A 22,125-nucleotide genomic window follows, 5' to 3' on the forward strand; every position below is an offset into this window, starting at 1 on the left:
GGCGGGGTGAGAATATGCCGTACGGGTGACCGCGCAAGCCGAGCAGGGGGCCGAGTACGGCGTGACACGACGGATCAAGGACCATTACGAGTTGACCGACCGCCTCGGCCGCGGCGGCATGGGCGACGTGTGGTTGGCCCGGGACCTACGGCTGGACCGACCCGTGGCGGTCAAGTTCCTTTCGGCGGGCGGTCGCGGCTCCGATCTCGACCGCATGGAACAGCGGTTCATGCGTGAGGCCCGGCTCACCGCCCGGATCGGGCACCGGAGTGTGCCGGTTGTCCACGAGTGGGGCCGGCTCGACGGGGACGACGGCGACGGGCTCTACCTCGTCATGGAACTCGTGCACGGCGACACACTCTCCCGGCTCCTCAAACAGAACGGCCCCTTTTCCATTCACCACGCCGCCGCGGTCGCCGTACAGACGGCCGACGCCCTGGCCCACGCTCACCGCATCGGCGTCGTGCACCGGGACCTGAAGCCGTCCAATCTGATGCTCACGCCGGACGGCACGGTGAAGGTGCTCGACTTCGGCATCGCGGCGGTCATGGAGCCCGATCCCGACGAGCCCCGACTCACCCGTACCCAGGAAGTGCTCGGCACGCCGGGGTTCATCTCGCCGGAGCAGGCGGACGGCGGGCGCGCGACGGAGCGGAGCGACCTGTACGCCCTGGGCTGTGTGCTGTACGAGATCCTGGCGGGCCGTCCGCCCTTCACTGCGGGGACGGCCGTGGCGCTCCTCTACCGGCACGCGTACGAGGAGCCGCCCCCACTAGGGAATCTCAGGAACGACGTACCCGGGGACTTCACCTCCCTCGTCATGCGTCTGCTGGCCAAGTCCCCCGACGACAGACCCTCGGCGGAGGAGGTCCACGGCACGGCGCGTGCCTGGCTCGCCCAGCCGTCGGACCGGGCCGTCCCCCGGCAACCGTCCGCCGGATCCGGCGCCGTGAGGTCCGCTTCCGCTTCCGTGTCTTCTTCCGCCTCCGTCGGCCCTGCCCCGTCCCGGCGGCCGGTCCCCGTCCCCCGCCCGGCACCCTCCGGACCCACGGCCGCGCCCGCCGCCGTGCCCCAGGAGATCCTGGACCAGGCCGCCCGTGGCGACTACGTGGGAGCCGCCGCCGCGCTGGGGCGGCGACTGCGTGAGGCAGGCCGTCCGTTCGACGACACCGAGGCCGTGCCGGCGCGGCTCACCCTGTGCGATCTCCTGCTGAAGGCCGAGGAGTTCAACCGTGCCTACGACGGCTACTTCGCACTCGGCGGCACGCTCCGGCGCCGCCGACCGGCGACCGACCGCGATGTGCTGGCCTGCCGGGCCGGCGCGGCCACGTGTCTGGCCGAACTGGGGCGCACCAACGAGGCGCTGCACGAGTTCGAGGGCCTCCTGCCCGTGCAGCAGCATGTCTTCGGCGCCGCTGACAGGAGCGTGTTCGACACCAGGTTCCGGATCGGCTCGCTCGTAGCCCGGACGGGGAGGCTACGCGAGGCACGTGACCAGCTCACCGCCCTGGGGCAGGAGCAGCAGCGAATTCTCCCGGTCGACGACGAACGGCACGCGCGGACGGATAGCCTGATTGCCCGCCTTGACCGAATGCTGGCAAAATCTTGAAGGGCATACGTGAACTCTGTTCACAGTTTTACTGCTGCTGTTAACTTACTGCCGGGGCCAGGTGGACACCCCGTATTGCGTAGGGTTCAGGCTGTATGCCAGGCCACAGGGGAGGCGGATCACCGATGACGCAGACAGCTCACCGGGAGCGGAGCGCGGCAGCTCCGGAGGAGCGACTGCCCGGAGACGGTGAGCTCGTCGAAGTGCGAGGCCAGAGCTGGGTCGTCGCCCGCGTGGAGCCCGCCCCGCCCACCAGCGGACGCGCCGCCACACTCGTCCACCTCCAGTCCGTCGCCGACGGCCGGTTCGGCGACACCCTCTCTGTCATATGGGAGGTCGAACCCGGCAGGCGCATCCTTGACCGCGGCTCCCTGCCCGACGCGTCGACCGGCCAGTACGACCCGCCGTCCCGCCTCGCCGCGTTCCTCGACGCCGTCCGCTGGTCGGCCGTCGCCTCCGCCGACGTCAAGACCCTCCAAGCGCCGTTCCGCTCCGGTGTCGCCGTAGAGCCCTACCAGCTCGAACCCGTCTCGCGAGCCGTAGGCGCCCCTCGCGTCAACCTGCTCCTCGCCGACGACGTGGGCCTCGGCAAGACCATCGAAGCCGGTCTCGTCGTCCAGGAGCTGCTGCTGCGCGGCCGGGCCCGCCGCGTCATGGTGATCTGCCCGGCGGGCCTCACTCTGAAGTGGCGTGACGAGCTCGCCGAGAAGTTCGGTCTGGACTTCACCATCGTCGACGCCGAGCACTGCGCCCGGCTGCGCCGCACCCACGGCACCGCGGCCAACCCGTTCCGCGTCCACCCGCTCACCATCGTCTCCCTGCCGTGGCTGCGTGGCACCAAGGCGCAGCGCCTCCTTGACGAGGTCGTCCCGCCCCGCCAGGAGACGAAGGACGACGGCACCGAGCGCCGCTTCTTCGACCTGCTCGTCCTCGACGAGGCCCACCACGTGGCGCCCGCCGCGCCCAAGCAGGTGTACGCCGTCGACTCCCAGCAGACCAAGCTGATCCGGCGCCTCGTCCCGCACTTCGAGCACCGGCTCTTCCTCTCCGCCACCCCGCACAACGGCTACCCCGAGTCGTACACCGCGCTGCTGGAGCTCATCGACAACCAGAAGTTCGCCCGCGGCGTGGACCCCGACGAGCAGGCCCGCAAGGAGACCGTCGTCCGCCGCCTGAAGTCCACCATTACCAACCCCGACGGTTCCCCCCGCTTCCGCACCCGCCAGGACCCCCGCGAACTTCCCGTCGAGTACACCGACACCGAGCGCGAGATCCACGGCGTGCTGAGCAGCTTCTCCGACCTGCGCCGCAGGCGGATGACCCCGAAGGCCCGCGGCGGCCGCCGCGCCGCCGACCTGGTCACCCTCCTGCTGAAGAAGCGGCTGTTCTCCTCTCCGGCCGCCTTCCTGCACACCGTGCAGGTCTACCTCTCCCACCTGGACGACACCCGGACCCGTTCCCGCTCGGCCGCCGCCGAAGTCCCCGAGTGGCTGGAGGACTTCCCCGATCTCGTCGCCGAACTCGACGACCTGGGCCTCGCGGAGGCCGAGGACGACGCCCTCACCCGTTCCACCAGCCTGACCCCGCAGGAGGACGGCGAGGAGTTGACCCTGCTCCAGCAGATGGAGCGCTGGGCACTCACCCACGAGGCTGCCGCCGACTCCAAGGCCGACGCACTCATCCGGGAACTGAAGGCCATCTGCCGCCCCGACGGCCAGTTCTGGACCAACGAACGCGTCGTCGTCTTCACCGAGTACCGCGACACCCAGAAGTGGCTGTTCAACCTGCTCCAGCAGGAGGAACTCACCGACGGCGGCCGCGTCGCCATCCTGCACGGCGGCCTCAACACCGACGACCGCGAGCAGATCCGCCTCGGCTTCCAGGCCCACCCGGCCTCCGAAGAGGGCAAGGTCCGCATCCTGCTGGCCACCGACGCCGCCAGCGAGGGCATCGACCTCCAGAACCACTGCCACCGTCTGTTCAACTACGACATCCCCTTCAACCCCAACAAGCTCGAACAGCGCATCGGCCGCATCGACCGCTGGGGCCAGAAGAAGGACCCGGAGATCACCCACTTCATCGGCGCCGGCTGGGAGAAGGCCGCGGCCGGCTCCTACGAGGCCGACCTGGAGTTCCTCTCCCGCATCGCCCGCAAGATCGCCCGAACCGAAGCCGACCTGGGCTCCGTCAACGCCGTCATCGCCGACGCCGTACAGCGCCGCATGACGGGTGACACCACCCCCGTCGACATCGACAACGCCAAGCCGAAGCAGATCGCCGGCCGCCGCACCGGCGGCACTGTGGCCTCCGAGCAGAACGTCACGGCCCAGGCCAAGCGCCTCGCAGAGCAGTACCAGGAGACCGTCGACACCCTCGGCCTCACCCACGCCAACATCAAACGGGTCGTCGACACCGCCCTCGCCCTGGATCACCAGCAGCCCCTCACCCCGTACTACAGCGAGGACTTGGACGGGCTGTGGACGGTCCCGCCGCTCTCCGGCACCTGGGAGCGCGCCACGCGCGGCCTCGCCCACAAGCTCCGCCCCGCCGAGCAGCGCCCCGTCACCTTCGACCCGGGGGTTGCCGCCCTCGGCCGCGACGACGTGGTCCTCACGCACCTCAAGCACCCGCTCGTCGCCCTCTCCACCCGCCTGCTCACCGCCGCCGTGTGGAACGCCGACACCGTCGGCCTGCACCGCGTCACCGCCGTGGTCACCGACGACCCCGCCGTTGAGACCGCACTGGTCTCCGCCTACGCCCGGTACGTCCTCGTAGGCGCCGACGGCACCCGCCTGCACGAGGAGATCCTGTACGCGGGCGGCTGGTTCGGCGACACGGGCCGCTTCCGCCGCTGGGAGTCCGTACGCACCCAGGGAGCCGTCCTCGCCCGCGCCCTCACCGACGGCGCCGAGGCAGCCCCCGACCTGCGGCACGCCTTCACCGAGGCCTGGCCCCGGCTGGAGAAGCCCCTCCACGACTCCCTCACCGCCCGCGCCCGCGAACGCGGCGCCAGCCTCGAATCGGCGCTGGCCGCCCGCCGCACCGAGGAGGAGAACCGCATCCGGGCGACCCTGGACCGCTTCGAGGCCACCCTGCGGGCCAAACTCAAGGAGGAGGGCGACGAAGCCAACGAGCAGATCGCCCTCTTCGGCACCCGCGAGGTGACCACCGCCGAACAGCGCCAGTACCGCGAGGACCGCGACCGCTGGCAGGCCCGTATAGAAGGACTCGTCGCAGAGCGCGAGGGCGAACTCGCCGCCATCGCCGCCCGCTACCACGAGCCGCGCTCCCACCTCTTCCCCGTCGCCGTCGTCCTCGTGGTCCCCGCAAAGGAAGCCAGCCGATGAGCCGCCCCGCCGCCTTCTCCTCCCGTGGCTCCTCCCACGGAGTCGCCGCAGCCAGGGCCAAGGCCATGGACGGCCGGGGCCAGCACCAGGAATGGCTCGACCTCACCGAGGTCTCCGGCCCCTTCCTGACGATGCCCGTGCTGCTTCAGGCCTGGCCCCAGCTCGACGCCCTCGACAAGGACCAGCGCACCCGACTGCGCGCCCGCCACGCCGACTGGCAGGCCGACACCAGCGCCGGCCGCGACGAGTGGACTGCCTACATCCTGCGCACCCTCCTGGAGTGGGGCGACGCGCTCGCTCTGCGCCAGGGCCAGGACGACGACCTCGCCCTGGACCGCCTCACCCTCGACGTCCCGGAGCACGGCGCCCGCGTCCGCGCCGACTTCGCCCTCACCGAGCCCGGCACCGACCTCGCCGCCGAACCGGACACCGAGTCCGCGACCAAGCGCGTACGCCTGCTCGGCATCACCGTCCCCAGCGGCACCGCACCCACCGCCCGGCCCAACTGGGGCGACGACTGGGCCGCGAGCCCCGCCGACCGTCTCGCCCGGCTGCTGCGCCACCACGACGTACCCCTCGGGCTGGTCACCGACGGCCGCTGGTGGTACCTGGTCTGGGCACCCGTCGGCGGCGTCACGACCAGCGCCGTCTTCGACGCCATCGGCTGGAACGAGGCCGCCGAACGCAACGTCGTACGCGCCTTCGTCTCCCTGCTGCGCCGCCGCCGGTTCTTCGAGTACGAGGAGTCCGAGACCCTCGTCGGGCTGCTGAAGAAGAGCCTCGACGCGGGCGACGAGGTCACCGAGGCGCTGGGCATCCAGGTCCGGCAGGCGGTTGAGCAGTTGGTGGACGCCATCGGCCGCGCCGATGCCCGCGCCATGCAGCACGGCGCTCCCGGCCTGCGAGCGAGCGGCGTCGAGGCCAGCGAGGTCTACCGGGGCGCGGTCGCGGTCATGATGCGAGTCGTCTTCCTCCTTTTCGCGGAGGAACGCGGCCTGCTACCCGCCGACAACGAGGTGTACGCCCGGTCGTACTCGGCCCGCTTCCTGCGCGCCGAGTTGAAGGCGCGGGCGGACGCCGAGGGTGAGGCGTCGCTGGAGCACACGACCGCCGCCTGGCACCGCCTCATCGCCCTCTTCCACGCCGTGCACGGCGGCGTCAGCCACCCGGAACTCGAACTCCCCGCGTACGACGGCTCGATCTTCGACCCGGACAGGTACCCCTGGCTGGAGAACAGCTCCCCGCTCCTGCCCATCGACGACCGCACCGTGCTGCACATGCTCCAGTCCGTGCAGGAGGTCCGCGTCGGCACGGGCCGACAGAAGGAGACCCGCACGCTCAGCTTCCGTGCGCTGGGCGTCGAGGAGATCGGCTACGTGTACGAGGGCCTGCTCTCGTACGACGGCCGGCGCGCTGTCGAGACGATGGTGGGCCTGATCGGCCCGGACGGTGTGGAACACGAGGTCCCGCTGCGGGAGTTGGAGTCCCTGGCGGCCTCGTCGAGGGATGTGAAGACTCTCGCGAAGAAGATCTACGAGACGTGGAAGGACCCGAAGCCACCGGCGAGCACTGCCCGGCTGGAAAAGCTGCTCGCCCCGGGGAAGGCGGAGGCCGCGACCGAGGCCAGGCGGGTGTTGCTCGCGGTCTGCCGTGACGCGGACCTGACGGAGCGTCTACTGCCGTTCTTCGGTGTGATTCGGAGGGACCTGCGGGACCTGCCGGTGGTCATCCCGGCGGGCGCGCTGTTCGTGACCGAGTCCTCGCTCAGGAAGAACACGGGCACGCACTACACGCCGCGCCGGTTGGCGGAGGAGGTTGTCCTGCACGCGCTGGAGCCGCTGGTGTACGAGCCGGGGCCGCTCCAGACGGCGGACACGAGTGCGTGGGTGCCGAAGACGGCCGAGCAGATCCTTGAGTTGAAAGTCGCTGACATCGCGATGGGGTCGGCGGCGTTTCTGGTGGCTGCTTGCCGGTACTTGGCGGACCGGTTGATCGAGGCGTGGGAGCGGCAAGGTCACGAGGAAGCGGTGAAGTATCGCGCCGGGCGGGCTGTTGACGCGGTCACGGCGGCGGACGCAGAGTCCGACCCGGTGGTGATCGAGGCCAGGCGCCAGGCGATTGAGCACTGCCTGTACGGGGTGGATATCAACCCCATGGCCGTAGAGATGGCCAAGCTGTCGCTGTGGCTGATCTCCATGGACCCGACGCGTCCGTTTACTTTCCTGGACGACCGGCTGGTGGCGGGGGACTCGCTGTTGGGGGTTACCTCGCTGGAGCAGCTGAAGGCCGTCCACCTGGACTTGGCGAAGGGTGACCTGCTCGGAGCCGAGGCGGACACGGAGAGTCTGGTTGCCGAAGTTATCGCCGAGCGGCACGCCATCACGGAGATAAAGGGCGACGGCATCGAGGCGCTAGGCAAGAAGCGCGAACACCTGCAGGCGGTACGGGAAAAGACGGCTCGGCTGAGGTTGGTGGGGGACCTCATCGCGGGGGCTGCCCTCGCTACGTGTGCTTCGGGGCGGGTGCCCTGGTATGAGGAGGAGGGCGGCGAGAGGGTCCGCGATCTCTTCCCCTCGGCGGCCCGGGTCGCGCGGGAGATTGTGCGCGACTTCGTGGCGGATGATTCGGTCGCGGTGGCGGAGGCTAGAGAACAGGCGCGGACGTGGCTGGCGAGTGAGCTGCCGGAAGGAAGCTTGGATCGGGTGCCGATGCATTGGCCATTGGAGTTTCCGGAGGTTTTTCAAGAGCGAGGGGGCTTCGACGCCATCATTGGTAACCCTCCATTCCTTGGCGGCCTCAAACTGAAGACAGTCTTCGGTGAAGCTTATCGGGAGCTCTTGGTAGATTTCATCGCCCGGGGAGTCCGTGGAATTCGAGGGACTGCGGATCTGGTTGCGTATTTCGCGCTCCGTATGGACAGTTTGCTTAATCGATCAGGCCAGACTGCGGTAATTGCAACGAACACGCTCCCCCAGGGAGACTCGAGAACAGTTGGCTTTGAGCAGCTACTCTCCCGCGGCAGCAGGATTCGTCGCGCCATCAAGAGTGAGCCCTGGCCTTCAAGATCTGCCGTTCTCGAATATTGTGCGGCATGGCTGACCAAGCAGCAAATGGGATCCGATGTACGGTCGAATCTTGACGGGCATCCAGTCCGCTCCATTACCGCTTCACTGGCTCCGATGACTCGGTTCGCGGGGCCGCTCGGAAGGCTTGTGCAGAATAAGAATATCGCATTCCAGGGATCGAATGTTCTCGGCACGGGATTCACGATGTCCGCCGAGGAAGCCGAGAGTTGGATTTCTCGAGATCTCAAGAATGCTGATGTGCTGCGGGCCTACATGAACGGTGAGGACCTGAACAGGAGGAGCGATACATCAGCCAGTCGATGGGTAATCTCTTTCAGGGATTGGCCACTTAGTAAGGCTGAAGAATATCCGGACTTGCTAGGGCGAGTTCGATCACTTGTTAAGCCGCAGCGAGAAAACGATCCGATTAAGTCATATCGGGAATACTGGTGGAGGTTTGCGGCGCACCGGCCGAACCTCTATAAGGCACTGGAAGGGAAGGAGCGCTGTCTCGCCCTCACTCGGGTAAGTAAGACCGTGATGCCGGTCCTGGTTCCCACTGGGCGCGTATATAGTGAACAGCTCGTCATTTTCACTTCAGGAGATATCTATTTGCTTGCGGTTCTCAGTAGTGCATGTCACTACTGGTGGGCGCTGGACCGCTCCTCCACGATGAAAGGTGACCTCCGGTACACCCCCACTGACGCCTTCGAAAGCTTTGTCCGCCCCCAGCCAACTGACCGGCTTCACGCTGTTGGCGTACGCCTTGATGAGTTCCGTTGTGAATTCATGGTCCGCCGTAACATCGGCCTGACAGCCACGTACAACCTTGTCCATGACAAGACCTGCCAAGACCCCGGTATCGTTGAACTCCGCCGCATCCACGAGGAGATCGACAAAGCCGCTGTCGAGGCATACGGCTGGCACGACCTGCTGGATGAGACCGGGGCTACGCCACCCACGGATCCCACCCACGAAACCTTCCCGCTCGACCACGGCTTCCACGAGACAGACCAGGGTGTCCGCTACACCATCGGCCTGCTCGCCCGCACCGAGATCATCGACCGGCTCCGCCAGCTCAACCACCAGGCGTACGCCGACGAGGTATTCCTTGGTCTGCATAAGACGCCCAACAAGCACCCCGACATGCCACCGCCCTCGGCCGACGCCAGGCGGCGGAAAGCCGATCAGCAGGGTGCTGCCCCTGATGGCCGAGCTGGATGGGAGGACGGCGGGCTTTTCCCGCCCGACAATGCGCTCTTCTAACATGCCCATTCTCAAAGTGGCGGCCCCCCCGCTGAGCGAACTGCGCATTCCGACCAGTACCGGGCCGCGCTGGCGGCCCTACCCGAGAGCCCGCATCTCAACCGCCCATCTCCGGAGGCCAACCCGCCATGCCTTCGCCGTACTCAGACCACCGCCTCGTCCAGACCGCAGTCATCGGCGACAAGAAGTCCGACCTGGCCATCATCCTCCCGATGGAGGCGGCCGAACTGGCCCGCTGGCGCAAGCAGCACCCCAACTACACCTACTGGTGCGGGATTCTGCTTGGTGGCTGTGGAGAGCCGCTGACCGACCGCCTCTACCACTCCAAGGTCTGTCACTTCGCCCACCACCCGCACCGCCAGTGCCACCGGACGGCCAACGGAGAAGACAGCGCCGACCACCTCTTCGCCAAGCGCGCGGTGCACCAATGGCTCGATTCTCAGCGACTACGTGGAGGCGTCCAACTCCGCAGCCTAGGTCTGGGCCCCGGAGATGCCGTGGACGTGGACGTGCGCGATACGGGCCGCCGCCTGCGCTTCCAGTTGAGCCCTGTCGAGCACGCGGACTGGCGCCGCATCGCACGGGAGCTCGACAGAGACGCGGAAGACAGCGTCGACTGGGTCTTCGGGATGAAGGGCATACCACCGCACGACCTCCTCGATCGCGATGGCTACACCTTCCGCATCCGCTTTGACACCCAGGGCGCGGCACGATGTCCCTACATCGGGACCCAGCGCCCGAGCGGCGAGATCGAGTGGGCTCCGTTCGAGGATTGCTGGCTGACACCAGAGGGGTTACGGACGCCGGCCGTCGAAGCGATTCTTGCCGAGCGACGGCCGTTCGCCAGTCCGTCATCAGAGGTACGAGCGCAGCAGCCAGCCGCCGCGAAGACGCGAGCTCGCAGTCGGGGCGAACTCGTCCGGGACCTGCGCCAGGCGCTGGAGCTGGATGCTCGGTGGCGCACCAGGCCTACATGGCGGCGTCTCGCGCACACCGTGAACATGGACTTGGCCGAGTACAACAGCTCCGAACTTCGGGACCTCCTCATCGACGTCGACAGGCGGGCAGACAAGGACGAGCCCGTGTTGTCCGCTCTGCTTCAAGTCGAAGACGGGGATCCGCTTCCGTATCTCGGCAGCATCACGTACAGCCTCGGACTGGGGAATCCCGGCTCGCCTCCCGTGATCAGACGATGGCGCCTGCGCGAGGTCGAGCGCGCACTTGCGAAGTACGGCGTGCCCGCCCGCACGATGCCGGAGCGCTTGTCCATAACTGCGTTGGAGCACGTCCCCGGCTACCGAGCGCTCAACGAAGCGGCCGATCGGAAACGCCAGCGTGAGAGTGAGCGAGGGTACCGTGAGTTCAGCAAGGTTCAGCAACTGGCCGACCGTGGTCAGCAGCTCTTGAGCCGTCTCGAACGGAGCAAGCCGCGCCAGCGTCTCCAGAGGCAGCTGACCCACGCTCAGCGGTGGCTGAGTGGAGTGGAGGGCTGGGGCGGGCGACAGGGCGAAAGCCTCAGCGGTGCTGACCTTGCGCAGGCCCGCGATATCGCGCGCAGCCTGAATGCGGTGATCGCCTCGGCCGAACAGAGCATCGCCAAACGGCAGTCGGACAAGCAGCGCGAGAAGCGCGAAGGGCACGCGAAGACGCCGAAGCCCACTGCTGCCCGGCCCCAAGCACCTGCCGCCATCACGGTGGCCATGCAGACGGAACAGCTTCGCCAAAGGCTGATCAAGGTTGCGCGTGATCGTCGTACCGTGACGTGGGAGGCCCTGACTGGCGGCATATCCGACGCGCTCGATGCGCTCCCCTACAGCGCACGGTGGGAGACTCTGTCACGGGTCGACGCCGAATCCGCAACGGCAGAACCGTTGTTGTCCGCTCTGGTGACGACTCCCGGAGGCGGGCCTGTTCCTTACTACCGTCAGGTGCTCAGGAAACTAGGGTTCGAGGTACCGCGAACGAACGAGGCGCTTCGGATGATCTGGGAGCGAGAGCAGGAACGCGCCTACGTAGCGTGCGGTGATTCCTCAACGCTGCTGCCACCCCGCCTCGTGCCCAGAGCAGGCAACCATGGGATGGGGGCGGGCGCTGACCAGATCGAAGGTTGAGCGAAGCACCAGCCCCCGTGACCCGAACCGACCGGGATAGCGTCAGATGCAGGCTTCGTACCCGGTCTTCGCGTAGCCCACGAACGCGGACCACTCCTCGTGGGAGAAGCTTAGGATTGGTTTCTGTCGATCCTTTGAGTCGCGGACGTGGACCGTACCCGGAGCGGTGGCCACCTCGATGCAGTCGCCTCCGCCGGTTCCGCTGTAGCTGCTCTTGCGCCACTTCAACTGTCCGCGGTCACCCATGACTCGCTCCGTGTTCATTCCGCTCCTACGAGGCGCTCGATGAGACGTGCGGACTCCTCGGCGTTCAGAGCTTGCGACCGCAGCTTGCCATATCGTAGGCCAAAGGCGCTGACCTTCGAGGGATCACTGATCACCAGGCCCACTTGCTGTGCCTCGATGTACCCGTAGTGCTGATGCTCCAGGGTCTCCAGGAGGACGAAAGCACCGTTGAGACCGACATGTACGCCCCCCTCAGAGGGCATGACCTGAAGCTCCACATTCTGCAAGGCACATACCGTGAGCAGGCGTTGAAGCTGCGCCCGCATCAGTTGGGCATCGCCTACCGGGTTGCGAAGTGCCAGCTCCCCGATGATGAATGACAGTTCAACCATAGGGCTCCGCGTCAACAGCGAATGGCGGCTCATGCGGGCATCCACCCGTTGGTCGATGGTCTCCTCGTCCAGCGGAGGGCAGTGCCCGCAGAGCAACGCCCGCGCATACTCCGGCGTTTGCAACAACCCCGGCACTACCAACGGATCGTAAGCGAACCGACTCACCGCCTCCGCCTCGATCCCCGCGAAGTCCTGAAAGAACTTGGGCAGTTTGGCGCGATCCACGTCCTCCTGGAGTTCCGCGAGCACCCCGCCCGCCCCGAGGACACGCTCGGCCGCCTCCGTGAACGCGGACTTCGCCGGCCGTCGCCCCTGCTCGATGGACGCCACCTGCTCGCAGGAGTACCCGACCGCATCCGCGAGTTGGGTCTGCGTCAGCCCCGCCCGCTCGCGGAAGAGCCTGACCAGCTTGCCGTAGCCGACCCAGATCGCCGGATGGTCGTCGTCCCGTTCGCGTCGTCTTGTACGGCTGTTGTTCGTCATGTGCGTCACGTCCCCACACTTCGCCGTGCCGTCGTGGACCAACGTGGCTCCCGGCCACCGGTCACGGGCCGTGACCCGTACCAATCCGTACCCCACCCATACAGCACCGCCGGGTACGACCGTCTGCCCTGGCCAGGGTAGTCGCGTGACGAGACGGTTACGGTGTGAAGTCAGGAATTGGTGCCTCAGCGTGCACACCCCAACCTCAGCTCCCGGCCCTGTCGTTCCGCGTGCAGCTCAGCTCGACCCGGCGCGGCGCGCGGCTCGCCCGGCTGCTTGCTGTGCAGCAGCTCGACGATTGGGGGATCCCTCGCGACGGCCGTACGGCGTCCACCGTGGCGGCCGTCGTCGCGGAGTTCGCCGCCAACGCCGCCACGCACGGCCACACGCCCGGACGGGACTTCGCGGTGCGCCTGACGCTGACGCCGGAGTCGGTGCGCATCGAGGTCACCGACACCAGGCCGGACAGGCTCCCTCCGGCACCCGGGAGAGTGCCCGAACCGCCGGGACCGGCGGAGGAATCGGGGCGCGGCCTGCTCCTCGTCGAAGCCCTCGCCGACCGATGGGGCACGGGACCACGGAACCCCTACACCAAGACGCTGTGGGCCGAGGTCGACCGGCCGCCCCGTCATGGGTGACGACATCGCGGTGGCCTGGTCCCGGAAGGGGAACTGCCCGCTCTGACAACGACGTTGGGTCATGTACCGCCGCCGCTGCCTGTTGTCGGCGGCGGTCCTCGGCTTTCCTGCCCTGCGCACGGCACATGCCGGATATCGTTCCCGCATGACGTATGGGGGGAACGAGCGCACCGGCGTGGCACCTGATGTCACGCATGACGCCGTGGTCGTGGTGCCCGGGATCATGGGCAGCGCGCTGCGGGACACCACCACGGGGCGAACGGTGTGGGGGTTGCGTGACCCTCGGTGGCTGGGCGCCTGGCTGCGCGACGACGGGATGCACCCGCTGCACCTGGACGAGGACGAGCGGTCCGGCAAATACGGCCGGGTGGAAGCCACCGAGCTGCTGCGTTTCCCCGCCTGGGCGCCGTTCGTGAAGGGGTTCGAGCCCTACAGTGCCCTGCTCGCCGCCGTCGAGCGGACGGTCGCCGACCCGAAGGCCGTACTCGAGTTCCCGTACGACTGGCGGCTGCCCGTCGCCGTCAACGGAGAACTGCTGGCGGAAGCCGCCCACCGTCACCTGATCCGTTGGCGCGCCAGTGACGAGCACGATCGGGCACGCCGTCGGCACCCGGACGGGCGAGATGCCCGCCTGGTGTTCGTCGCCCATTCCATGGGCGGCCTGGTCGCCCGGGCCGCCTTCGCCCACGCCGCATCGCAGGGCAGTGACCTGGCCCCCGAGACCAGGGCAGTGGTCACGCTCGGCACGCCGTTCCTCGGTTCGGTCAAGGCAGCCGTCACCCTCAACGGCGACCGCTCCAGCCGGCTGCCCGCCCGGCTGCGACGCCGGATGCAGGCACTGTCGGCGACACTGCCCGGCGTACACGACCTGCTGCCGGACTACCGCTGCGTCGACGCGGGTACGGACGTGCACCGCCTCGGTCCGGCCGACGTGGTGGCCTTGGGCGGCGACGCGGAACTCGCCCGTGAAGCCCAGCTGTTCCAGCAGCGTATGCGTGAACAGGCACCCGCGCTCCCAGGACACCGTGCGGTCGTCGGCGTCGCGCAGCCGACGGCGCAGAGTCTGCGCCTCGAAGCCGGGGTGGTGCAGAAGCAGTACGTCGCGTTCGAGCGGAACGGAGACGGTGAGCTGGCCCGCGACAGTGACCGCAACCCCATCCGCCGTAACCGGGCAGGCGACGGCACCGTCTACCGGGACGCGGCCCACCTCGCCTCGAACGAGCCCATAGGGCTCCCCTTGCAGCATGGCGGCCTGGCCAAGGACAGCGCCGCCATCGAGTACGTGCGAGCCGTGCTCACCGAGTACGACCACAACCGCGGTCCCGCGCTGGGAGACGGCCTCTTCGGCCTGGACGTTCCCGACTACGTCGTGGCGGGCAGCCCTTGGCCGCTGTGGGTACGTTCCGCACCGGACTCAGGGCAGCCCGCGAACGCCGGGACCCGGTGCACCGTCCACAACGCGGCAACCGATCAGCAGATCGCCAGGGCGGGCCTCCGCCGGATCGATGGTGAGCTCGGCGCTCAAGTCACCCTGCCTGCACCCGGTCTGTACCGGATCAAGGCCAAATCCGGAGGCAACGCACCCGTCACACAGCTCGTTCTGGCAGTCGATCCCGAGGACGACTGAGACGCGGCCGATGATGACTGTTTCGGACGGTGTGAATGCCGTGGGGCCGCTGCAGTTCTTTCCCGTCGACATCGGTGTGTACGTTCACCACGACCACCTGGAGACGGAGCCGGAGGCGGCGGCCGTCGCCGCGCTGCTGGAACCGTTCGGCGCCCGCGTCGACCCCTGGCCGGTCCCCGCGGCGGAGCGAGACGTCGGTGCTGTCAAACAACGCCTCGAAGAGTGGTCGGCCCCCCACGTCACCGGTGACACATTTCTGTACTGGGTCGGCCATGGGTGGAGCAACGGGGGCTCCACGACGTTGCTCGCCCACGCCCTCAGCCCCGCGGAGCTGACTCAGAACGGCATCGGGCCCGAGGACCTGCTGCAGTCGCTCAAGGCACGGCAGTGTCAGGTCGACGCCGGCTGGGCCATCGTGATCATCGACGCTTGCTCCTCCAGTGACTTCGTGGACCGGATGTACTCCAAGGCCCTGGATGACGGAGAAGCGCGCAACTACCTACTGGTCGCGACGGCCGCGGAGGGGAGCACTGCCCTCGGCGCCTTCCGCAGGGTGCTGACCACCGTTCTGACCGGTACGTTCCGCACCAAGGACACGATCAGCTTCTACGAACTCGTCGGGGAGCTCCAGCGGAACCTGAACGGCTGTGCCATCCACATACGTCTGGATGACGGCAGTGCAGCTCTGCGCCGTACCTTCCCCACTCTGGCGGGCCGCATGCAGGCCTCTCTGGACACCGTGACCGACATCGAGAAGGTCCTCGAATCACTCACGGACGACGAGCGTCTCCACTTCGTTCCCAAGGCCAGTGGCGCAGAACTCGGCGAACAGAACTGGTACTTCGAAGGCCGGGAGGACGAGCGCCGCCGGATCCTCGCGTGGCTCGACAGCGCGCAAGGGGGCATGCTCGTCGTCACCGGAGCGGCGGGGTCGGGGAAGTCGGCGCTTCTCGGGCATGTCGTGGTGCACTCCCGGCGGGAGCTCGCCGACATCCTGATGAAGCATCAGAAGCTCGGCCCCCTGCCCGAGGGCAGCGTTCCTCCCTACGACGTATTCGACTCGGTGCTTCACCTGACGGGGGCGACGCCCCGGACCGTGGTGCAGCGGATCGCCGAATCGGCCGGGCTCGGCACTCCGCCCGACGCGGCGATCGGCGAACAGTGCGCCTGGCTGGTCGAGCGTTTTCGCACGGTCGACAGAGGGGCCGGCGGACAGCCCCCCAGGGCCGATGCCGAGGTCCGCTTCACGCTACTGGCGGATGCGCTCGACGAGGCACACCTGCCTCTGCTGATCGCGGAACGGATACTCAGCCCCCTGGCGGACCTGCCCGGGGTTCGCGTCGTCGTCGGCACACGCCGGTCCACTGCCGAAGGCCCCGATCTGCCGGTATCCGAGGATGCCGACCTCATGGAGGCACTGGGAGCCGACCGGAACGGCAACCGCGAGACACTGAGCGTCACCCGCGACCCCGCGGCCATGCGCCAGTACATACGCAACCGACTGCACGCGGCACGGGCCCGGTTGGGCGTCGAACCCTCGCAGATCGACAGCACTGCGGAAGCCCTCAGCAGCCTCGACCGGGAATTCCTCTACGGCCGCCTCGCCGTGCACGAGGTCATCAGCAACCCCGAGCTGGCCGCCGACCCGACCCCCCTCCTCGCATGCGACCACCGACAGCTCTTCACCCGGGCCGTCGAGCGGCTGAGTGAACAGGCCCCCTGCAATCGCCTCCTGCTCGAAGCGCTCGCCCTGGCGCAGGGGCGCGGCCTGCCCATCGCCGACGGCGTGTGGGCAGGCATCGCCACGGCCCTCGCCGACAGCCCTGACATCGCCGTCACCGACGACGACATCACGGAGCTGACGGACACTGCCGCGCCGTACCTCATGCTGGACACGGAATCGGGCCAGAGCGTGTACCGCCTGGCACACCGGACCTTCTCCGAGCACTTCACCCGGACGGGTCCGCCCTCCGCGCACGACGACCGGCACCGCCGTATCACCGAGTACCTGGCGGGACCCTCGAACGGCCCGGTGTCGGACCACCGGCCCAACCCCTATGTCGTGCAACACCTGCCCACCCATGCTGGTCTCGCCGGGCCGGACGGATGGCAGGTCCTGGCGGACCGTCCCCAACTGCTCGACCGGCTGAGCCCCTCGGCGGTCGTCGCGAGCGTCATGCTCAGAGCCCTGGGCCGGTTCGAGCTGCCTCCGGCGGTGGCGGGAGTCCTGTTCGCGTGGGAGCAGCTCACCACCGCGGACCCCAGGGACAGGCGGGGACTGCGGGAGCTGGCGAGCCTTCGCTGCGCACCGGAGACCGTCGTGCAGCGCTTCGGCAGAAGGTCTTCCGACCCTGATTCGGCCTGGTCGGTGGCCTGGGGGCAACTGAAGCGCCACGCACCGCACTTGCGTCTCACCGGTCACTCCGGTTCGGTACAGACCCTCGTGGCGTTCACCGACGCCTCACGGAGGGTGCTGTTGGCCTCGGGCAGCGATGACGGGATGGTGCTTGTCTGGGACCCGGTGAGGGGGGAAGCCGTAGGGGACCCGGTGACGCTGCACGAGGGTGCCGTCCAGTCGATCACGGCGTTCGAGGCTCCAGCCGGGCGGACACTGCTGGCCACCGGGGGCGCGGACGGCACGGTACGCATGTGGGACCCCGCGAGGGGAGAGGCCGTGGGGGAGCCGCTGACCGGTCACGACGACTGGGTCCACTCGGTGGCGAAGTTTGAGGACGACGACGGGCAGACGCTGCTTGCCACGGGATGCGGAGACGGGACCGTACGCGTCTGGGAGCCGCTGACCGGCAAGGAACTGGCGGTGGGAGGCGGCCGGGAGGAGTACGTGACGGGCTGGGACCCGTACACCGACCGGGAGACAGAGGAACTCGTGGCCATCGGCCACGACGGCGACGTCTACTCGGTGGTGGCGTTCGTCGGCCTGGACGGCCAGGACAGGCACGTGCTCCTGGCCACCGCGGGCAACGACGGCACGATACGGATCTGGGACCCGACCACCGGGGAGGAAACCATCGATCCTCTGACCGGTCACGACGGAGCCGTCTTCTCCGTCACGGCGTTCGAGGGGCGGGACGGACAGACGCTGCTGGCGTCGGGCGGTGAGGACGGGACGCTACGGATCTGGGACCCGGAGACCGGCAGACAGACCATGACGCCAGTCACCGGCCACGGGGAGCCGGTCCTCGCGGTGGGAACGCTGGTCGAGGAGACCGAGGCTGGTACACGGACCCTGCTCGTCACCGCCGGTCAGGACAACAGCGTACGGCTGTGGGATCCGGCCGGCGGCCAGCCGGTCACAGCGCCTCTGACAGGCCACGAGAACTGGGTGAGGGCCGTGTCGCGGGTGCCGCCCCTGTCCGGCGCACACCAACTGCTGGCCACCGGCGGCGACGATCACACGCTGCGGATCTGGGCACCGCGCGACGGCCAACCGGCAGGCGTGCCCTTCGACGACGCCGTGACGACCACGCGGACGCTGACGTCCTTCACCGGCGAGGAGGAACAGACCCTGATCGCCGCGGTGGACGCCGAGGGGGTGCTCCGCGTGTTCGACCCGGCCGAGGGCGAGCAGGTCGACATGCTGGAGACCGAACATGACGGAGACGTCCTCGCGGTGACCGCGCTCCGAGTGGTCCAGGACGATGAGCACAAGCTCGTCTTCGCCACGGGTGGTGAGGACGGCGTGGTGCGGCTGTGGGATCCGGGTACCGGTGCGATGACCGGCGAGGTGGTGACGGATCACGCCGGTGGTGTACGGGCGTTGTCGGCGTTCGTCGGGTTCGGTGGGCGGTCGTTCCTGGCGACGGGCGGTGAGGACGAGGTGGTGCGGCTGTGGGATCCGGGCACGGGTGAGAAGACTGGTGAGGTGGTGACGGATCACGCCGGTGGGGTGCGGGCCTTGTCCGCGTTTGTCGGACTCGGTGGGCAGTCCCTCCTCGCCACGGCAGGCGCGGACGGGGTCGTACGACGGTGGAACCTCATGACAGGCCAGGCCGTAGGAAAACCACTCGCCCACCCCGGCCTGACCTCCGTGGAGTCGTACCGGCTCCCGGACCAGGAAGCCATGCTCGTCACAGGTGACGCCGACGGAACGGTCCGCTTCTGGAACTGCGAGACGGAAGCCGAGGCGCTGAGGATTCCCCTGGGCCTTCGCGTGCACGATGTCGCAGTCGTCGACGGCGACCTGGCCCTGGCCACGGCGGAAGGCCTGTTGCAGGTGAGCATTGAGGCGGCGTCCAACCTGGCCAGCACGTTCTGAGCCGTACTTGCTGCCCACCTGGACCCTGTCACGCACGGCCGCTACACCCGGCGGGACTACCGCGCAAGGCCGGCCAGGCCTCCTCCTACCCCGGCGAACTCGTCGCGTACGCATCGTCGAACGGCGGCGGCGGAGGTCCGACCGGAGACTGCCCGTCAGTCCTGATGTCCGTCGAGCCCCCAGTCGAACCGCCAGTGTTGGAATGGCGCGTGCTCATGCCGGAAGTTGTCGAGCATGTCCCAGAGGTCGCGTTCCGGGCCCGCCGCGGGCCTGAAGTCCTCCCAGCTCACGACCTCTTCCGTCGTCAGCTCGCCTGTGGCGTACTGCCTGACGACCGAAGTCGCCCGTGGCGACGGATGGAGCAGGCCCAGGGTGGTCTGCAGCCTCCCCGCCGCCCTGCGGGCCGGGGCCCGAAACCGCCCTCCAGCCCTCGACTCCCCGTCACCGTCCTTCGGGTCTTCCTCCTCCTCGTCCCCGTACCCGTACCCGAACACCACGTGGTCGGGCGCGACCAGCGAGGCATGGCTGTACGCCGAACCATTCGCGTCTTCCGCGCCCGCGGCGTCATAGCTGAAGCTCATGATCTCCGTGAGGTTGGCCAGCGCCCTCCAGAGGCTCTCGATGTCGGCCGGGTACCGGAACAGTGAGCCCGTGAAGTACAGGTGAGCCTCGTGGCAGCCCCGCAGGGTGAGGGCGTGCAAGAGCTCATCGGCCGTCATCCGCTCCTGGGCGCAGATGGTGCGCAGGGCGGCTTCGGCGCTCCGGCGGTCTCGCACCGGGTACACCAGAGCGGCCACAGGGTCCTCGTGTTCGGCGCAGTACGTATACCGGCCGTAGCCGTCGAAGTCGTCGCACACGTAGCAGAGTTTGTCCTGGTTTCCGCCCCGGACGGTCCACACCGAGCCGCTGTTCTCGGTGGTCGGCCGTGTCCACCCCTGCCGTTCCAGCCATGCGATGACGTCCCGCCCAGGGACCGCCATGAACTGCTTCGCCTGATCCTCGTCCCCACCCGTGCCTGGCACAACTTCCTCCGCTCGATCGTGCGTCGAGATGTACTCTCAATGCCGCTTCGGCGCCCGGGAGTTGGGCCCTCGGGGGCGACGTGACGCGCACCAGGATGGGCTTTTGTGTGAACTAAGTCAATCGATTTAGGAGTTCGGTGCTCGTCATGAACTTTCTCGCCTGATCCTCGATGGTGACCGGCATGGTTTCCTCCGGCCCTTGTACTGTTCGAGTCGTCCCGATCAACACCCGGCGTACGCACGGGAGTTGTAGGGACTCGCGCGCCCGGCTGCCGGGAAGTACGCCGGCCGAGCCGACGCTGTGGCGATCCGCGCGCAACCCATGACCGATGACACCAGCGGGGGAGAAGAGATGTCCCGGTTCCGCACCTTACGCAGAGCCTGGTTCGACGAGATCGCGGAAGAGCTCGCATGGCTCCTGGAGGATCTGTCGCCCGCCGTGGCGGACGCTGTCCCGAAGGACCTCGGGCCGCGAAACCTCGTCTCCGCGACCGTGCTCGCCCGCGTGGCGCAGGCGGACATGGAGTGCCAGGACATCGCCTTCGTCGCCGGTGGCCTGGTGTGCCTGGCGGGAGCGCAGGGGGTACGCGCGCCCGAGCGGGTGGAAGAGGTCGAGGAACTGTGGACCGCCCTGCGTGAGCCGACCGTGCCGCTCCTGCGCTCGTGGTGGCGGGAGCCGCTCGGTGAGGGGCTTCTCGCGCACTGGGCGGAGATCCGGGCCGAGGAGGTGGGCTGGACGCGCGTCCATCAGGAGCTGCGGGAGCGCTGGTCGCTGGACAGCGACGGGATCTGGCGGCGCGGTCTGATGGCCGTCGAGGGGCCGGACGGCGACTGGCGCGGCTTCTTCGACCATCTGGAGGCCGCCACTGCGGGTCAGGAAGCGGCGTACGCGCGGATGCTCGTCACCCGGTGGCCTTCGCTGGCCGAGGAGATCGAGGCGTTCGCCTCCGAGAAGGCCGACGAACTCGCCGCCGTGCCCCATCTCGACCTGGTCCACCGGGAGCGGGCGCTCGCGGACGCGCTGACCGCGGTCGCCGCAGGGAACCTGGAGCAAGGCGGCGGTGAACTCCCCGCCGCCTTGTGTGCCGTCCTGCCGTCCATCCGGGACACCGGAAAGTCGTACCTGGCATGGCTCGACGGGGAGTTCACCGAACGGCTGACTCCGCTGGAGCGGGCGTACCTCGGCCTCGGTGCGGCGGAGGCGGCGCGCTGCGAGGCGTATCTGCGGCAGTACGCGGACATCTGGTGCGCCCCGGAGTCCGGGACGCTGCCGACCCCGGTCTTCACCGAGGAGGACTACGCCCCGCTGAAGCCGGCCGAGCGCCCCCGGGCCGTCGCCCCGGAGTGGATGGCGATGGTGGCCAAGGTGTACTCGGAGGACGCCCAGTTCGGCTGGACCGGCACGATCGGGTCCCAGCCCTGGTGGCTCTATGCCGCCGAAAGCGGCATCGAGTCGGCCGCCGCCATGAGGTTCAAGCATGACGGGCAGGTCCGGATCGGGCACCGCACGCTCGACGATCCGCACGACATGCTCGTCGGCCTCCCGCCGGACGACCCCCACGCCCAGAACCTGATCATGCGGTTCCGGTACGACGTCGAGGACCCGCACGAGATGTGCGAGCTGCTGGTGCTGGCGCGGGCCGGGAGGGTCCGGCTCGGGTTCCTGGTGCGGGACGCGGGCGGCGGGTTCCGGGTGCTGCGGGTCGTCAGCGTGCCTGTGCCCCCGGCTCTGCGCGAGGCCATGCGCGGCAAGGCGCTCCGGGCGCTGGACGCGATGACGGGGGCCGACCCGCGTAAGCTCGCGGTCCTCATCGCGCCGGAGGCGGGCGGGCGTGCGGCCGGGGAGCGGGGGGAGTCGCCGGCCGAGGACGTGGACGACACATGGGGAGACGCCGTCGATGGTGGGCTGTTCCCCAGGGGGGACACCCTGTTCTGAGGGAGCCTTTCCCTGACTCGGTTGTGAACTGAGTCAATAAACGTCATGCTTCATCTCGGTGTCGCTCCGCACTGCGCGCGGTAGCCTCACCCAGTTGGCTCAGTCATGCCAGAAAGGGCCCGATCACC

Annotated in this window: 11 protein-coding genes; 8 read left to right on the plus strand and 3 right to left on the minus strand. The window is 68.5% G+C overall.

The window, feature by feature from the left end; all coding sequences use genetic code 11:
* Positions 1-25: 25 nt before the first annotated feature.
* The 4 genes from OHT57_RS33685 to OHT57_RS33700 all read left to right on the plus strand — a co-directional run bounded on the left by OHT57_RS33685 (position 26) and on the right by OHT57_RS33700 (position 11,398).
* A complete protein-coding gene (locus OHT57_RS33685) occupies positions 26-1,609 on the plus strand; it encodes a serine/threonine-protein kinase (RefSeq protein ID WP_328750492.1) in 1,584 nt (527 codons plus the stop codon).
* A gap of 125 nt (positions 1,610-1,734) precedes the next feature.
* Positions 1,735-4,956: a DISARM system SNF2-like helicase DrmD gene (gene drmD, locus OHT57_RS33690; protein WP_328750493.1), complete on the plus strand. Its 3,222-nt coding sequence runs from the start codon at positions 1,735-1,737 to the stop codon at positions 4,954-4,956.
* The gene (locus tag OHT57_RS33695; RefSeq protein WP_328750494.1) at positions 4,953-9,287 is read left to right on the plus strand and encodes an Eco57I restriction-modification methylase domain-containing protein; all 4,335 of its coding nucleotides are present in this window, start codon (positions 4,953-4,955) and stop codon (positions 9,285-9,287) included. Before drmD ends, OHT57_RS33695 begins: the two co-directional genes overlap by 4 nt.
* A gap of 128 nt (positions 9,288-9,415) precedes the next feature.
* Positions 9,416-11,398 carry a competence protein CoiA family protein gene (locus OHT57_RS33700; RefSeq protein WP_328750495.1) on the plus strand — a complete coding sequence of 661 codons (1,983 nt, stop codon included), beginning with the start codon at positions 9,416-9,418 and terminating at the stop codon, positions 11,396-11,398.
* 42 nt (positions 11,399-11,440) lie between these two features.
* On the opposite strand, the gene OHT57_RS33705 is transcribed toward OHT57_RS33700, so the two are convergent.
* Both OHT57_RS33705 and OHT57_RS33710 read right to left on the minus strand, forming a co-directional pair.
* Positions 11,441-11,662: a DUF397 domain-containing protein gene (locus OHT57_RS33705; protein ID WP_328750496.1), complete on the minus strand. Its 222-nt coding sequence runs from the start codon at positions 11,660-11,662 to the stop codon at positions 11,441-11,443.
* Positions 11,659-12,498, minus strand: coding sequence for a helix-turn-helix domain-containing protein (locus OHT57_RS33710; RefSeq protein ID WP_328750498.1), 840 nt, complete (start codon positions 12,496-12,498; stop codon positions 11,659-11,661). The genes OHT57_RS33705 and OHT57_RS33710 overlap by 4 nt, the downstream gene beginning before the upstream one ends.
* A gap of 230 nt (positions 12,499-12,728) precedes the next feature.
* On the opposite strand from OHT57_RS33710, the gene OHT57_RS33715 reads away from it, so the two are divergent.
* The 3 genes from OHT57_RS33715 (at position 12,729) to OHT57_RS33725 (ending at position 19,039) form a co-directional block, all read left to right on the plus strand.
* A complete protein-coding gene (locus tag OHT57_RS33715; RefSeq protein ID WP_328750499.1) occupies positions 12,729-13,136 on the plus strand; it encodes an ATP-binding protein in 408 nt (135 codons plus the stop codon).
* Between the two features lie 145 nt (positions 13,137-13,281).
* Complete coding sequence (locus tag OHT57_RS33720; RefSeq protein WP_328750500.1) at positions 13,282-14,763, plus strand: lipase/acyltransferase domain-containing protein; 1,482 nt, start codon at positions 13,282-13,284, stop codon at positions 14,761-14,763.
* Between the two features lie 40 nt (positions 14,764-14,803).
* Positions 14,804-19,039, plus strand: a complete 4,236-nt coding sequence (locus tag OHT57_RS33725; RefSeq protein ID WP_328750501.1) for a hypothetical protein — start codon at positions 14,804-14,806, stop codon at positions 19,037-19,039.
* A gap of 155 nt (positions 19,040-19,194) precedes the next feature.
* Here OHT57_RS33725 and OHT57_RS33730 read toward each other — a convergent pair whose 3' ends face one another.
* Positions 19,195-20,019 (minus strand): hypothetical protein, encoded by an 825-nt coding sequence (locus OHT57_RS33730; protein WP_328750502.1) that lies wholly within the window; start codon positions 20,017-20,019, stop codon positions 19,195-19,197.
* 394 nt (positions 20,020-20,413) lie between these two features.
* On the opposite strand from OHT57_RS33730, the gene OHT57_RS33735 reads away from it, so the two are divergent.
* Positions 20,414-21,997, plus strand: a complete 1,584-nt coding sequence (locus OHT57_RS33735) for a hypothetical protein (RefSeq protein ID WP_328750503.1) — start codon at positions 20,414-20,416, stop codon at positions 21,995-21,997.
* Positions 21,998-22,125 lie beyond the last annotated feature (128 nt).

The sequence above is a fragment of the Streptomyces sp. NBC_00285 genome, from assembly GCF_036174265.1.
Classification (GTDB): domain Bacteria; phylum Actinomycetota; class Actinomycetes; order Streptomycetales; family Streptomycetaceae; genus Streptomyces.

What these genes read in the sequence shown, in the direction of transcription:
- drmD (WP_328750493.1), top strand. Translation starts at nt 1,735, where the DNA reads ATGACGCAGACAGCTCACCGGGAGCGGAGCGCGGCAGCTCCGGAGGAG.
- OHT57_RS33695 (WP_328750494.1), top strand. Translation starts at nt 4,953, where the DNA reads ATGAGCCGCCCCGCCGCCTTCTCCTCCCGTGGCTCCTCCCACGGAGTC.
- OHT57_RS33700 (WP_328750495.1), top strand. Translation starts at nt 9,416, where the DNA reads ATGCCTTCGCCGTACTCAGACCACCGCCTCGTCCAGACCGCAGTCATC.
- OHT57_RS33705 (WP_328750496.1), bottom strand. Translation starts at nt 11,662, where the DNA reads ATGAACACGGAGCGAGTCATGGGTGACCGCGGACAGTTGAAGTGGCGC.
- OHT57_RS33710 (WP_328750498.1), bottom strand. Translation starts at nt 12,498, where the DNA reads ATGACGAACAACAGCCGTACAAGACGACGCGAACGGGACGACGACCAT.
- OHT57_RS33720 (WP_328750500.1), top strand. Translation starts at nt 13,282, where the DNA reads ATGACGTATGGGGGGAACGAGCGCACCGGCGTGGCACCTGATGTCACG.
- OHT57_RS33730 (WP_328750502.1), bottom strand. Translation starts at nt 20,019, where the DNA reads ATGGCGGTCCCTGGGCGGGACGTCATCGCATGGCTGGAACGGCAGGGG.
- OHT57_RS33735 (WP_328750503.1), top strand. Translation starts at nt 20,414, where the DNA reads ATGTCCCGGTTCCGCACCTTACGCAGAGCCTGGTTCGACGAGATCGCG.